The organism is Sorangium sp. So ce295 (assembly GCF_051527405.1).
Taxonomy (GTDB): Bacteria; Myxococcota_A; Polyangia; order Polyangiales; family Polyangiaceae; genus Sorangium; species Sorangium cellulosum_B.
The window spans coordinates 1257386-1271150 of the sequence record NZ_CP150324.1 but is presented as its reverse complement, the minus strand read 5'-3'; the positions used below and the strand labels follow the sequence as shown (position 1 = coordinate 1271150).

Genomic DNA, 13765 nt, shown 5'->3' with positions numbered 1-13765 from the left:
GTGAAGGTCTGCAAGCCACTCAAGATCCCGATCCTGACGCGCGTGATCGAGCACCTGCGGAGACCCCAGTTCCACGTCGCCGCGATCATCGGCTTCCCCCTGGACCGCCCGCGGGCGCTCCTCGACGAGCTCGCGTTCTGGCCGGCGGTCACCCGCGATCTCGGGATCGCCGTGCTCGACGAGGGGATCTCCAAGGCGCGCGGGGAGCTGCTCGTCGCCGGACGCTGCTGCACCCCCGGCGGCCGGCCCCTGACGGCGTCGTACGTCCGGGCAAAGGTGGGCGCGATCGACAAGAAGCTCATGGTGATGGGCGATCGCCACCGCCAGTTCGGCTTCGCCACGGAGCCGAAGCCCTTCGCGGAGATGCCCGTCGACTGGGCGCACGCCTACGGCGGCAAGGACTATCCGCGGAACCCCTACGGCATCGGCGCGGAGGACATCGAGCGCGACGGCAAGCGCGTGCGACCGCTGCCCAACATCGAGCCGCTCGGCGGCCTCCTCGGCTCGAACAGCGGCCAGCCCGAGTCCTTCGCGCCGATGGACATGAGCTTCGCGCCGCGGCGCGCGCGGGCTGGGACCTTCGGGCGCGACTACGTCGAAAAGTACGCGCCGGGCCTGCCCCCCGACCACGACCCCACCGTGTACAACGCTGCGCCCGAGGACCAGTGGCTCCCCGGTTTCTGGCGGGGCGACGAGCGCTTCCTGGTGGAGAACATGAACCCGTCGAGCCCCCGGATCGAGGGAGAGCTGCCGGGCCTCGTGGCGCGGGCGTTCGTGACCCATCGAACGGCGGACGGCGAGCGCTTCGTCGAGATCGGCCTTCGCTGCGACACGGTCTGGCTCTTCCCCACGGCCGGGATCGGCGCCCTGATCCTGCACGGCTGGAGGCTCGTCGCCGACGACGATGCGCGCGACATCGTCCACCTCGTCGTCGCGTGCGAGGAGCCCGCCGCGCCCCGGCCCATCGAGCACTACCAGCAGGCCCTCGTGCGCAGGCTCGACAAGGACAAGGGGTCGCTGAACGATCTGAGCGACAGCGACCTCATGCCCGCGCGCGCGTCCGGCGTGGTCGCCAACATGGACCTCGGGCCGATAGGCCAGTGGCTAAGGCCGGACCTGATCGCGATGCAGAACGAGCGGCGCGGCGCCGAGCGCCGGCGCCAGGAGCGCGTGGCCGAGTGCGAGGCGCAGGGGATCGATCCGGCGCTGTACGGCCTCGCCGAGCCGCTCCCGGCCGTCGCGCTCCCGCCGACGGACGACCTCGACGCCATGGCGCAGTACCTCCTCACGATCGAAGCGCAGGTGGCCGAGGAGGAGGAGAAGGCGAAGAAGGCCGCGGAAGACCTGAAGGCGGAGCACCGGGCAGCGATGGGCGCCGCCGGGTTCGACCCGGCCGCGGAGCAAGGCGAGCTCACCGGCGGTCCACCGACGTTCCGCGCGGAGGCGCACCTCCGACAGCAAGCCGAGCTCGCGAGGGTCGCGCGGGCGGCCGGCGAGCCGGACCTCGAGCTCGAGGCGAAGCTCGCGAGCCGCGCGTTTCACGAGGAGCTCCTCCGGCTCGAGGCGCTGACGCGCACCGGGTACCAGCAAACAGCCCACCTCGCGCCCGCGGCTCCACCGATGACGGAGGAGGCGGTGGAGATCGCGCGCGCGTTGATCCAGGTGGCGCGGGACGCAGGCGAGCCCCTCGCGGACCGCGACCTCACCGGCGCGGATTTCCGCGGGATGGACCTCACCGGCATGGACTTCTCGCGGGCGTTCCTCGAGGGCGCCGATCTGCGCGACGCCGACCTCTCGGGCGCCATCTTCGAAGGCGCCGTGCTCACCCGGGCCGACCTGCGCGGCGCGCGCCTCAAAGGCACGCGGCTCGTCGGCGCCAACCTCGGCGCCGCGAACCTCGAGAGGGCCTCCTTCGAGGGCGCCGATCTGTCGCAGGCCGTCCTGATGGGCGCGCGCGTGGAGGGCGCGAGCTTCGCCCGCGCCACGCTCACGGGCGCCGACGTGCTCGAGACGAGGTGGATCGGCGTGGACCTCGCGGGAGCCCGGCTCGACCAGTGCACCTTCCTCCGGGCCGATTTCACGGGATCGAACGTCACGGCCGCGCACCTCGTGCAGACGACGTTCATCGAGTGCCAGCTCGATCGTGTGGACTTCTCGGGCGCCGATCTCCAGCGCGCCTGCTTCGTCACCTGCAAGGGGGAGGAGGCCCGCTTCGTTCGTGCCCGCATGAGCGAGGCGGTGATCGGTCACAAGAGCGAGCTCCCGCGCGCCGACTTCACCGACGCCGTGATGGAGAAGTGCTGCCTGCGGACGACCGCGCTGCCCGGCGCGAAGTTCGTCGCCGCCAGGATGGTGATGGCCGATCTGTCGGAGTGCGACGCCAGCGCGGCCACCTTCGATCGGGCGATCCTGAGCAGCGCGCTGCTGATCCGGGCGCGGCTCGACGGCGCGTCGCTGCGCGGCGTGAACCTGACCGAGGCGATCCTGTCGAAGTCCAGGCTGGCCGGCGCTGATTTCACCGGCGCCCAGCTCACACGCGCGGACTTCAGCCGCGCCATCGGGGACCGCGACACGCGCTTCACCGACGCCGTCGTGAAGTTCACTCGCTTCGACCAAGGGGCAACGAGGCCCGCGCCGTGAACCGCGACCAGCTCATCGACGCCATCCGCCACGGCACGGTGGTCCAGGGGGACATCTCGGGCCTCGACCTCTCGGGCGCCGACATCTCCGGCGGCGTCTTCGACCGCGTGCGCTTCCCCGCGCGGATGGCCGGCGCGCAGCTCAAGGAGGCGAGCCTCAACGAGTGCGACCTGTCCGCGTGCGACCTCTCGGGCAGCGACCTGCACATGGCGACGGTCTTCCGCAGCAAGCTCGACGGCGTCAGCTTCTCGGGCGCGAAGCTGATCTGCGCGACCTTCGTCGAGTCGCCGGCGCCTCAGGCGAGCTTCGCCGGGTGCGAGGCGCCGCTCGCCACCTGGACGAACTGCGTGCTCTCGGGCAGCTCGTTCGAAGGAGCCAACCTCGACCGCGCCAACGTGCTCGAGTGCGGCCTCGACCGCACGGACTTCCGGCGCGCCAACCTCGACCGCGGGACGTACTACAAGCTGGACCTCGCGACGGCGCTGCTCGACGGCGCCAATCTCACGCTCACCACGTTCGTCGAGTCGAGCCTCGGAGCCCGCTCCTTCGCCGGCACGAAGCTCTTCCGAACGCAGTTCATGCGCGGCAGCGTGGCCGGATCGAGCTTCGCCGGGTGCGACGCGACCCAGTGCAACTTCACGGCCGTCGACATCGGGGGCTGCGACTTCTCGGCGGCCGTGCTGACCCAGGCGCTGTTCGGCCAGGCGCGCGGCGCCAAGGTCAAGTTCACGCGCGCGAAGCTCCAGAACGCCATCTTCGAGCGCGCGAACCTGCCCGGCGCGGACTTCGCGGACGTCGACCTGACGGAGGCTTACCTGGCGAAAGGGGCGTTTCCGGGCGCGCGCTTCGTCGGCGCGACGCTCAGCTACGCCGACTTCTCCCATTGCCAGCTGAACGGCGCCGACTTCAGCAGGGCTTCGATGTTTCGCACGAAGCTGCACCGCGCGGCGCGCGACGGCGCGGTCATCCCGGGCGGCGACTGGCTCGGCGACGACGCCGAGGTCGCCGCGCTGGAGGACTGGAAGGCGCGCCACGGGGCCGATCGGACGGCCCGCTGATCCCGAGGCAAGGCATGCACGCGACGAACGCCAAGAGACAGGAACTGCACGAGATCGCCCCGTACGAGGAGCGTCCCTCGCTCGAGCAGCTCGTCGACCTCGACGCGCGCCCGACGCCCGAGCCCCGAGGTGACGCCGGCAGAGCCGGCTTCAGCGCCGGCCCGCCGGCGCTCGCCTACGGCACCGCGCTGGACGGCGGCGAGCTCGCCGTCCAGCTCGACGGCGGTCCCCGTCCCGCGCGGCGGGCCAAGAGCTGCCTCGTCGCCGTCACGCCGGGCGACCGGGTCCTGTGCTCGGTCTCCGCCGACGCCGTGTACGTGCTGGCCGTGCTCGAGAGCGCCGGCGCCGGGCCGACCCGCGTGGTCGCGGACGGCTCCCTCGAGCTGCAAGCCGGCGGGGAGATCGCCATCAGCGGCGCCTCGCTCCTCATGCGCGCGAGGTCCGCGAGCGTCATGATCGAGGAGCTGAAGGTCCTCGGCCGCTCCGTCGAGGCGAGCTTCGCGGAGAAGGCGACGTTGTTCGCCGAGCGCGTCGAGTCGCGCGCCTCGCGCGTGCTCCAGCGGGCGAAGCAGGCGTTCCGCTTCGTGACCGACATCGAGCAGGCGCGCGTGGGCAACTACGACCTGCGCGCCGAGAACCTCGCCGCGATGCGCGGTGAGAACACCATCGTCTCCGCGCGGGTGCTCGCGAAGCTCGATGGCGAGCAGGTCAAGATTGGTTGAACGGTTCGATGGGATGAATGGAGGACGCGATGCTGGCAAAGACGCAGGCGGGTGGGATGAATTTCGCGTTTCCCGACGTGTGCTTGACCCCGACCCCAGCGGGACCGGTGCCCATCCCCTATCCCAACATCGCGCTCGAGCCGACGAACATCGCCTTCGTGCCGAACGTGCTCATCACCTGCGCGCCCGCTCACAACATGACGACGATCGCGCCGATGACCAACGGTGACAACGCCGGCGTCGCGTTGGGCGTGGCCTCGGGAACGGTGATGGCGCCGCAGCGGAACCTGACCGGAGCCTTCACCGTCATCGTCGGCTGCGCGCCAGTCACCCGGCTCACGAGCCTATCGATGCAGAACAGCACGGACGCGTTCGGCGCCAAGATCGTGCCCAGCGTGACGAACACCATCGTGCTGTCGCCGTGACGTGGGCGCGGCGCCGCGCCTCATCTCCCGGCCCTCGCCTCGAGGTCGGTGCGCGCGCCGGACGGGCCCCGGAACAGGACCCATAGCCGCGGCACAGGGGACGGCGAGGGCGCGGGCACCGCGGGGTCGACGATCGCGGCCGACCCGCCGCAGTACTTGCACGTCACACGGCGCACCCCTTCGGGCGCGTCGAGCGGCGCATGACAGCGGGGGCACTCGAGCGCGATCACGGCGGCGCCACGGGGCGCGCGTGGCCGGTCCCGGTCAACGAGGAGCGCGACCACGCCGCGCGGCATCGCGCGCCGGACGAGCGCGGGCACCTCGCCCGAATGGCTCACGCCGCACGTGCACGTGTAGCCGCCGCCGCGCCACCGGGGTTCGACGAGCGCGCCGCACGCGCAGATCGGGTGGCCGGGGCCGGCGACGAGGTTGGCGGGCGTGTCGTCGTCGGGCCGGAGCCGCTCGCCGGGGGCGTCGGCGCGCTCGATGCCGACCTCTTTGAAGGGGTTGAGGGGCGCGATCGGCGGCCGGCCGACCGCGCCGCCCTCGGGGTCGGGGCCAGCCATGTCGGCGACCGCATGCGCGTGCCGGAGCGCGGTGCGCCAGAGCAGGGCGGAGAGCTCCTGCGTGTGGCCACACGTCGGGCACACCGCGCGGCCGTCGTCCGCGAGCGAGGCGAGCGGCACGCGGCTGGAGCAGCCCGCGCACGCCCACGCGAAGGCGACATGGGCCCAGTACGCATCGTCGACGCGCCGCACCACCTCGACAGGTGCGGACGGGTCGTCACGGCACACGCTGCATGCCTTGTGGCGCGTCGGCACGACGCGCCCGCACCGGGGGCAGATGCGCAGCGCATTCGCGGCGACGTTCGGCGTCGGATCGCCGGGTCCGAGCGCCAGCTCCGCGATAGCCGCCTCCGCGATCCCCGCCTCCTCCGCGATATCCGCTGGCGGGACCGGCCGGCCGCAGTTGCGGCACAGCAGCGCCCCTCCGCTGTATCGGGTCTTGCAAAACGGGCACGTGGCCATGCGGCGAGTGTACACGAACGGTTCTGCGTGGGCCGCGACGCCGCGAGCGCGCAAGCCGGCCGGACACGGTCGCCGCCCTGAAGTGCAGGACGAACACGGACACGATCCGTACGCAGAGGCGCTGGCGAAGGTGCGCACGCTGCGCGAGGTCCACGGCGTGCTCGAATCCGCTTCCGGAGATCCCTGGCGGGACCGCTGGTACGCGGCGCTAGGACGGCCCGGCAGGGCCCACGAGCGCGCGGCAGCGCGCGTCGTCGAGCACGGGGCGCACGCCGCGGTTCGACGGAAAGAGCGCGTTGAGACGCGCTGTGACCGCGGGATCGCCCGTGAAGACGTCGATTTGCCGTCCGACGACCTTGATGCCGCGATCCTCGGCGACGAAGCACCCGTCGTGTCGGCCCCCACCGGGGAGCGGCAGCCCGACGAGCTCGGGCACGAACAGGGACGTGCCGAGCGGAATGACGCTCGAGTCGACCGCGACCGTGCGCAGCGGCGTGATCGGGCGCCCGGTCGCGCCGCGGCCATACGGGAACCGCCGCGGATCGAGCCGCTCGAAGCAGACCTGCTGGCCGGTGCGCGGGCAGACATCGGCGCACGCGCAGCCGCGTCGCGCGAAGCTCACCGTGTCACCCGAAGCGAGCCGGCCGCTGCCCTGGACGCAGACCTGGTCGTGGAACGCGCGCGGGACGCTCGAGAGCGGCGCGCAGGCAGCGTCGTAAAGGACCGCATCCTTCGGCCCTTCGCCCTCGCTCGGGAAGTCGTAGTAGGTGTTCCGGAACATCCCGGGCGCGAGCCCCGGCGCCGCCTGTGGCGCCGGGGCCGCGCGCGCGGGCCGGCCGTGCTCGCGCACGAGGATCACCGGGTCGCCCTGCGCCGAGGCGCCGCCCAGATCGGCCTGCGCCGCGCCGCGCGCCTCGCCCGGCGCGCCGTCGATAGCGGCGCTGGCGCGCCGGTCGCGATCGCCGTCGTCCGGGGAGGGCTCGTGGAGCCAGCCGCCGCCTCCGCGCGCGATCTGCGGCTCGCTCGAGCCGTCGTGGACCCAGTCCGCGCCCCCCTTGGCCGCGCACCCCGCGGGGAGCGCGAGCAGGAGCGCATGGATCCCGCCGAGGACGAGCGCTCGCGCGCGTGCCGCGCTCGTCAAAAGGCGCCTCCGAGCCGGGCGAGCTCCCGGATCGCCGCGGCGGCGACGTCGGCGCGCGCCCAGAACACGGCGGGTGAGCCGGCGCTCTCGGGCGCGGCGCCGGCCGCGATCACCACGGGCGCGGAGTCGCCCGCGCCCGGCTGGCCAAGGCGACTCGCGACGAGCCGCAGCGGCTCGACCACCAGCGCGAACGCGATGTCCGAGCCGAGCGGCGCCAGCGCGGTCTTCATGGAGGCGACCTCGCCGAGGCGCTCTCCCTGGAGCGCGCCGACCACGCTGCGGAGCCCCGCGCCCGGATCGTTGCCGACGGACGCGAAGAGGCCGTCGTCGCGGACGAGGTAGAGCAGCTCGATCGAGGACGGCGGAAGCGACGCTCCCTGCGCGGCGGGCCCGCCCTTTCCGCCCTGCGACCCCTTGCGCGCCGGCGCCCCTCCCGCGCCAGCGGGCACGCTCGCCCCGGCGGTCCGCTCGAACCGCACCCGCCGGACGTCGCCGTCGAGCAGCGGAAGCGCCGCCTTGCCCGCGGAGACCCGGAGCCCCTCGCGCTGCAGCGCGGCCTTGAACGGCGGGAGCTCCGCGGTCCCGAGGAGATCCTGGATGGAGGCCTCGAGCTTGGCCCGGTCGCCCACGGCGGCGCGCACGAACGCCGTGGGACCGGCGCCGTCGAAGCGGAGCCCGCCGGCGAACCAGTCGCCGCGCGCGTCCGACGCCGCGCGGATCGCGGCGCCGACCCGCTCCCGCTCCGCGGCCGGGAGGTCGCCCTCGACGAGCCCAGCGAGGGCGTCGACGAGCCTGGGCACGTTCTCGGCGCGCGTCGCGGCCCGATCGCGGACGAGGATCCCGACGAGCGCGTCGGCGGGCAGATCGAGCAGCGGCTTCACGTCGCCGACGGCGAGATCGGCCGACGCCTTCGACGCCGGGCCGCCCCCTGCCTTCGGCGTTCCGGAGACGCGCAGGTGCGCGTTCTCGTCCAGCACCAGCGTGAGGCGCGCTCGCTCGAGATCGCCGAGCATCGCGAGCGCGCCCTCGATCATCGGACCGAGCGGCACCGCGGTGGCGCGCGGCGCGCCGTCGGGCCCGCGCGCTTTGTCCCAGGCGCTCCGGGCCGCCTTGAGCACCGGGCCCTCGAGCGCGGCCCTCGGGAGCTCGACCGCGAGATCCTCCTTCGGCACCTGCGCTTGCGGCATCGTCCGCGCGACGTAGGGGCCCAGGGAGATCAGGTCGCCCGGCGTCTCCGCGACGAGCAGGTAGTTGCCGAGGACGCCGAGGGCCACCGGGCTCGCGCCCTGGAGTTGGAGCGGCTCGAGCAGCGCGATCGCGGTCGCCGCGTCGGGCTTCGCGCGGAAGCGCGCCCCCTCGCCTCGCGTGAGCTGGTCGATGAAGCGTCCCCCGTCCTTCACGTGGATGCCGAGCGCGGCCCGCGGGCGCGCCCCGTCCGCGGCCTCCACGGCCGCGCCGAGCACCGGCACCCCGCCGTCGATCTCGGACGCGACGGTGATGGGCAAGCCGAGCAGCGACGCGGCGAGGGCGCCGGCGCTGCTCGGGAGGAGCGCCGCCGAGCCGCCGATGAGGCCGCGCGCCTTGGCCCACGTGGCGTCGGGCGTCGGGAGGAACGCCTCGGCGATGAGCCCCGCCGGCGCGGGCACGGGGCTCAGGGCCGCGGCGCCGGCGTCGGACGGCGCGCCAGGCGATTTGCAGGCCAGCGCGCCCGCGCTCAGGCCGAGGGCGATGGCCAGGAGCGCCGCAGCGCCGCGGCGCACGGCAGAGGTCGATCGCACGATCACGACCCGAACGGTAGCGCCTTCCCGCCGCGGTCGACCACGAACCTGCAAAATCGCCGCGCGCGCCGTGGCAGCTGCCCCCATCACCCCCGCGCTGGTCCCAGGCGGCCTCAGCGGAAAGCTGCGGAGCAGGCGCACCGCTGCGGTAAGCTCCAGCCGATGCCTCGCCCCGGCTACGACAGCGTGGTGCTCATCACCGGCTTCCCCAAGTTCATCGCGCGGAAGATGCTGCAGCACATCCTCGCGTCGGAGCCGCGCACGCTCGTGGTTGCCGTCGTGATCGCGAAGTCGTCGGCGCAGGCCAGCGCGGAGCGGGACGCGCTCCCGGCGGCGGACCGCGAGCGCCTCGTGCTGCTCGAGGGCGACGTCGCGGCCATGGATCTCGGGCTGTCGGGCGCCGAGTTCCGGCAGCTGGCCCGCGAGGTCGACCGGATCCATCACCTCGCGCATGTGGGCCACGCCGGGGCCGACCGGAGCACCGCCCACGCCGTGAACGTCGTCGGGACGGCCGAGGTGATCGAGCTCGCCCGCGCCTGCACCTCGCTCCAGTGCCTCGTCCATCAATCGACCGCGTTCGTCGCGGGGGACCGGACGGGGATGGTGTACGAGGACGATCTCGAGGCCGGCCAGGCGTTCCGCAACCCCGTGGAGGAGACGCGGATGCGCGCGGAGGTGCTCGTGCGGCGGGCGATGCGCCACGTGCCGGCGGCGGTCGTCCGGCCGACCACGGTGGTGGGCGACGCGACGACCGGGGAGATCGACCGGCTCGACGGCCTGTACCTCCTGGTGCTGCTCATCATGGCAGCGCCGGCCGACATGGCGATCCCGATGCCCGGCCGCGGCGACGTGCCGCTCAACATCGTCCCGATCGATCACGTCGTCCGCGCGACGCACGCGATCGGCCTGAACCGCCTCGCGCCGGGTCGCACGCTCCACGTCACCGATCCGCACCCGCTGTCGGCGCGGCGGGTCTTCGATCTCATCGCGCGTGCGAGCGGCCGCCGCGCCGCGCGCGGTCACATCCCGTCGAACCTCGCCAAGGCGCTGCTCCGTACGCCCGGGATCGAGCGCTTCGTCCGCAGCCCGCGCGCGTTCGTCGAGCAGCTGATGACCCCGGTGCGCTACGACGCCAGGAACGCGGATCTCGTGCTCACGGCCGCGGGGATCGCGTGCCCGCCCTTCGAGTCGTACGTCGACGTGCTCGTCGGCGCCGTCCAGGAGCGCGTCCGCGAGCGGCGCGAGCGCCAGGAGATCGAGGTCAGCGCGGACGCCGAGCCCGACATCGAGGATCCGCTGTCGTGAGGGGCGCAGCCCGCCCCGCAGCCCGCGCGGAGATCCCGGAGCGCCGCGCGGCGTCCTGCCGCGCCCCGCGGCGGCGAGCGCCGGCGCGGCCCCTCTCCGCCGCGTCGCGGCGCGCCCTCGCGGCGCTGCTCGCGGCGCTGCTCGCGGCCGAGGCGCTCGGCTGCAGCGCGACGCGCGAGCACGTGGCGCCGCCGGCGCCCGAGGTGGGATCCGCGCCGCCCGCGCCTTCGCCCCCGCCGCGCCCCGCAGAGGCCCCCGCCCCGGAGACAGCCGCGCCGAGCCCCGCGGAGGCCGCGCCGGCGCGCCCGCCAGAGCTGGATCTGCTGCGCCCCGAGGACGGGGCTTACGCCCACTTCTTCGCGGCGCTCCGCGCGCTCGAGCAGGGTCGCCGCCGGGATCACGTGCGCATCGCATGGCTCGGCGACTCGCACGCCGCGGCGGACTTCTGGAGCGGCGCGGTCCGGGCCGCGCTGCAGCGGCGCTTCGGCGACGGCGGGCTCGGCTTCGTGCACCTCGGCTACGCCGCCTACCGCCACAACGGCGCGCGGCTCACGGCCGACGGCAAGTGGCGGACCCGCCCGAAGTCTCCGGGCGGCTCCACGCCGGCCGACGACGGCGTCTTCGGGCTCGGGGGCATCCTCTTCGGCGCGCAGGCGGCCCCGGTGCGCGCGGAGATCTCGCTCACCTCGGCGGCGCCTTCCGCGCGGCTGCTCTGGGACGTGTGCTTCCGCCCGAGCGCGCCGACCGACGAGGTCGCGGTGACGATCGAGGGCGGCCCGAGCGAGGTGCTCCGCGCGGCCGCGGGCGAGGCGCCCGGCGCGCTGCAGCACACGCGGCTGGCGAGCGTGGGCGCGGTGAAGCTCGGCGTCGCGCCCTCGGGCGGGGCCGAGCTCTGCGGGCTGGTCGTCGAGCGCGATCCGGAGGCCGGGGCCGGGGTGGTGCTCGACACGCTCGGCATCAACGGCGCCCGCCTGGCGACGCCGCTCCGGTGGAGCGAGCTCGCCTGGGCCGCCGAGCTCGCGCGGCGCTCGCCGGAGCTCGTCGTTTTCGGGTACGGCACGAACGAGGCGGGCGACGTCACAACGGATCCGTCCCTCTACGCGAAGCAGCTGGCCGAGCTGCTCGCCCGCGCCCGCAGGGTGGAGCCCGACGTCGACTGCCTGGTGCTCGCGCCGACGGACCGGAGGGACACGCCGGAGCGCACGCCCGTCGTCCGAGACGTCCTGCGCGACGCCGCGCGGGAGGGCGGCTGCGCGTTCTGGGACACGTACCAGGCGATGGGCGGGAGGGGCTCGATCGAGGCCTGGTACCGCGAGCGCCCGCCGCGCGCGTCGCGCGACGGCGTCCACCTGACCTTCCGCGGCTACCAGGAGCTCGGCGTGAAGCTCTCGAACGACATCCTGGAGCGCTATCGCCCCTGACGAGCGTCGCCGGCTTTGGGGTCGGTTCGACGCCGACGGCTGGCGGCCGGCCCGGTGGCCTTGCTCGTGCTTTCCGCTGTCTTTGCTCGATCGGCGTGAAGGCTTCTCACGCGCGATGGGCGAAGGGGGCACATGCTTCATGCCGGGGACGTTGCAGGAGGTCGCTTCCGGCTGATCCGGCAGATCGGCGCGGGTGGGATGTCGAGCGTGTGGTGGGCGCGCCATGAGCTCATCGGCCGGGACGTGGCGCTCAAGCTGTCCCCGGCGCTCCGGGACGAGCAGGTCGTCGGGCGCTTCATCCGGGAGGCGAAGATCATCGGCAAGTTCCAGCACCGGAACATCGTCGGCGTCGTCGACGCCGGCGAGCTCCAGGACGAGGGCTACCTGTTCCTGGCCCTCGAGCTCCTGCGGGGCTCGCCGTTCGCTGACCGCCTCCAGCCGAACCGGCCGCTGCCGCCCGAGGAGGTGGTGCCCGTCCTCATCGAGGTGTGCTGCGGGCTCTCGGCCGCCCACGCCGAGGGCGTCGTGCACCGCGACATCAAGCCGGAGAACATCATGATGGCGGCGGTCCCCGGCGAGGGGATCGTGCCGAAGATCGTCGACTTCGGCATCAGCCAGCTCACGGGCGCGGGCGACGCCATCACCATCGACGGACAGCTGCTCGGGACGCCCTCGTACATGAGCCCGGAGCAGGCGCTCGGCAAGCGCACCATCGACGCGCGCGCCGATCTCTGGGCGGTCGGCGTCATGCTCTACGAGGCGCTCAGCGGCGCGCAGCCGTTCACGGGAGGCAACCACCACGCGGTCCTCCGGCGCATCCTCGAGACCGAGCCCGCGCCGCTGCCGAGCTCGATCCCGCCGCGCCTCCGGAAGATCACCGGCCGGTGTCTCGAGAAGGACCCGGCGCGGCGCTACCCGGACGCGGCCTCGCTGCGCGCGGATCTGAAGGCCGCGCTCGACGATCTCGGCGCGAGCGCGCCCGCGCCGATCGTGATCCTCTCGCCGCCGGCCTCTCGCTCGCGGGCCGAGGAGGTGACGCGAGCCCGCGGCGCGCTCGCCGCGCCCCCGAGGCTCGCCGTTCGCGCCCTCGAGCGGCTCTGGACCCGGGCGCCACGGGCGCCTCGATGGCGGGAGGCGACGACGATCGGGCGCACGCAGGGGGCCGCCGCCCCGCAGGGCGCGGCGCGCCGCGCGAGGACGATCCTGGCGATCCGGCTCGCGGGCGCCGCGGCGCTCGCGGCGGCGCTCGGCTCGGCCGCGCTGCGGGAGCAGGCGGACGCGGGGCCCGAGAGCGCGGCGCGCGAGAGCCTCCGCCCCGTGCTGGCCACGGCCTTCGCCGACGGCGGCGCCGCCTGGCGGCGCAGCGCCAGCGCCCCCGAGGCGACGCGCGGCGACGCGCGGCCACGGGACGCGGCGAGCCGCGGCGGCGCGCCGGGCTCGCCCGAGCGCGCCTCGAGGGACCCGGGCAGCGACGACGTCTCGTCGGCCTACGAGGACAAGCCCCCGCGCGGGCAAGCGCCGCGCGGGCCATCTCGACCCCGCATCACGAGCCCCGGGTTCTGATGACCAGCGCCGCACCGATCACCGCTCCTCGCCGACGCCGCTGGCGGCGCGCCGCCGCGCTCGGGCTCGTTTGCTGGGCGCTGCTCTCGCCCTCCTGGCTGCATGCGCAGGACGACAGCGTGACGCGCGCGCTGAGGCTCCAGTTCGCGCAGGGGCTGACGCTCGAGATCGCGGGGCGCTGGGCCGACGCGCTGGACAGGTTCGAGGCGATCGCCCGACGGCGGCCGACGGCGAACGTGACGTACCACATCGGCCTCTGTCACGAGCGGCTCGGCCGGCTGCGCACGGCCGAGCGGACATACCACAACGCGCGTGCGATCGCGGACGCGGACGCGGACGCGCGGAAGGCGTCGCCGGGGGTGCTCGCCGAGATCGACGCGCGCCTCGAGGACCTCGAGGGACGGATGCCGAGGATCGTGCTGAACCTCGCCGGCGCGACCGACGGCGTGACGCTGCTGCTCGACGGCGAGGTGACGAAGCCGTCGCGGGCAATCCGGGTCGATCCGGGCCCCCACGTCGCCGTGGCGCTCCGGCACGGGATCCCCGTCGCCGCGAGCGCCTTCTCGAGCCACGAGCGCCGAACCAGGTTCGTGACGCTGACCGTTCACCCCGGTGCGCTCCGCGTGTCCAGCGTCTCGCGCCCCTGAGCTCGCCGAGCCGGCGCCCCACACCGAGCTCCCCACA

The 13765-nt window shown here is 74.3% G+C and carries 11 protein-coding genes; 8 read left to right on the top strand and 3 right to left on the bottom strand.

Annotated elements, in window-relative coordinates; all coding sequences use genetic code 11:
- Genes WMF11_RS04765 through WMF11_RS04750 form a run of 4 tightly spaced genes read left to right on the top strand, consistent with a single transcriptional unit; the run spans position 1 to position 4845 of the window.
- On the top strand, positions 1–2640 hold the full coding sequence (locus WMF11_RS04765; RefSeq protein ID WP_437907201.1) for a DUF2169 family type VI secretion system accessory protein: 2640 nt from the start codon (positions 1–3) through the stop codon (positions 2638–2640).
- Positions 2637–3698, top strand: coding sequence for a pentapeptide repeat-containing protein (locus WMF11_RS04760; RefSeq protein ID WP_437976581.1), 1062 nt, complete (start codon positions 2637–2639; stop codon positions 3696–3698). Before WMF11_RS04765 ends, WMF11_RS04760 begins: the two co-directional genes overlap by 4 nt.
- A gap of 14 nt (positions 3699–3712) precedes the next feature.
- Complete coding sequence (locus tag WMF11_RS04755; protein ID WP_437907199.1) at positions 3713–4420, top strand: DUF3540 domain-containing protein; 708 nt, start codon at positions 3713–3715, stop codon at positions 4418–4420.
- Positions 4421–4449: 29 nt separating this feature from the next.
- Positions 4450–4845, top strand: a complete 396-nt coding sequence (locus WMF11_RS04750) for a DUF4150 domain-containing protein (RefSeq protein WP_437555306.1) — start codon at positions 4450–4452, stop codon at positions 4843–4845.
- Positions 4846–4865: 20 nt separating this feature from the next.
- Here WMF11_RS04750 and WMF11_RS04745 read toward each other — a convergent pair whose 3' ends face one another.
- The 3 genes from WMF11_RS04745 to WMF11_RS04735 all read right to left on the bottom strand — a co-directional run bounded on the left by WMF11_RS04745 (position 4866) and on the right by WMF11_RS04735 (position 8792).
- Complete coding sequence (locus tag WMF11_RS04745; RefSeq protein ID WP_437976580.1) at positions 4866–5873, bottom strand: double zinc ribbon domain-containing protein; 1008 nt, start codon at positions 5871–5873, stop codon at positions 4866–4868.
- A gap of 208 nt (positions 5874–6081) precedes the next feature.
- A complete protein-coding gene (locus WMF11_RS04740; protein WP_437976579.1) occupies positions 6082–7014 on the bottom strand; it encodes a 3D domain-containing protein in 933 nt (310 codons plus the stop codon).
- Positions 7011–8792, bottom strand: coding sequence for a hypothetical protein (locus WMF11_RS04735; RefSeq protein ID WP_437976578.1), 1782 nt, complete (start codon positions 8790–8792; stop codon positions 7011–7013). The genes WMF11_RS04740 and WMF11_RS04735 overlap by 4 nt, the downstream gene beginning before the upstream one ends.
- A gap of 162 nt (positions 8793–8954) precedes the next feature.
- On the opposite strand from WMF11_RS04735, the gene WMF11_RS04730 reads away from it, so the two are divergent.
- The 4 genes from WMF11_RS04730 to WMF11_RS04715 all read left to right on the top strand — a co-directional run bounded on the left by WMF11_RS04730 (position 8955) and on the right by WMF11_RS04715 (position 13728).
- On the top strand, positions 8955–10097 hold the full coding sequence (locus WMF11_RS04730; protein ID WP_437549713.1) for an SDR family oxidoreductase: 1143 nt from the start codon (positions 8955–8957) through the stop codon (positions 10095–10097).
- On the top strand, positions 10094–11518 hold the full coding sequence (locus WMF11_RS04725; protein WP_437976577.1) for a GDSL-type esterase/lipase family protein: 1425 nt from the start codon (positions 10094–10096) through the stop codon (positions 11516–11518). Before WMF11_RS04730 ends, WMF11_RS04725 begins: the two co-directional genes overlap by 4 nt.
- 132 nt (positions 11519–11650) lie before the next feature.
- Complete coding sequence (locus tag WMF11_RS04720) at positions 11651–13081, top strand: serine/threonine-protein kinase (RefSeq protein ID WP_437907194.1); 1431 nt, start codon at positions 11651–11653, stop codon at positions 13079–13081.
- Positions 13081–13728, top strand: coding sequence for a tetratricopeptide repeat protein (locus tag WMF11_RS04715; protein ID WP_437976576.1), 648 nt, complete (start codon positions 13081–13083; stop codon positions 13726–13728). Before WMF11_RS04720 ends, WMF11_RS04715 begins: the two co-directional genes overlap by 1 nt.
- Positions 13729–13765: the final 37 nt, after the last annotated feature.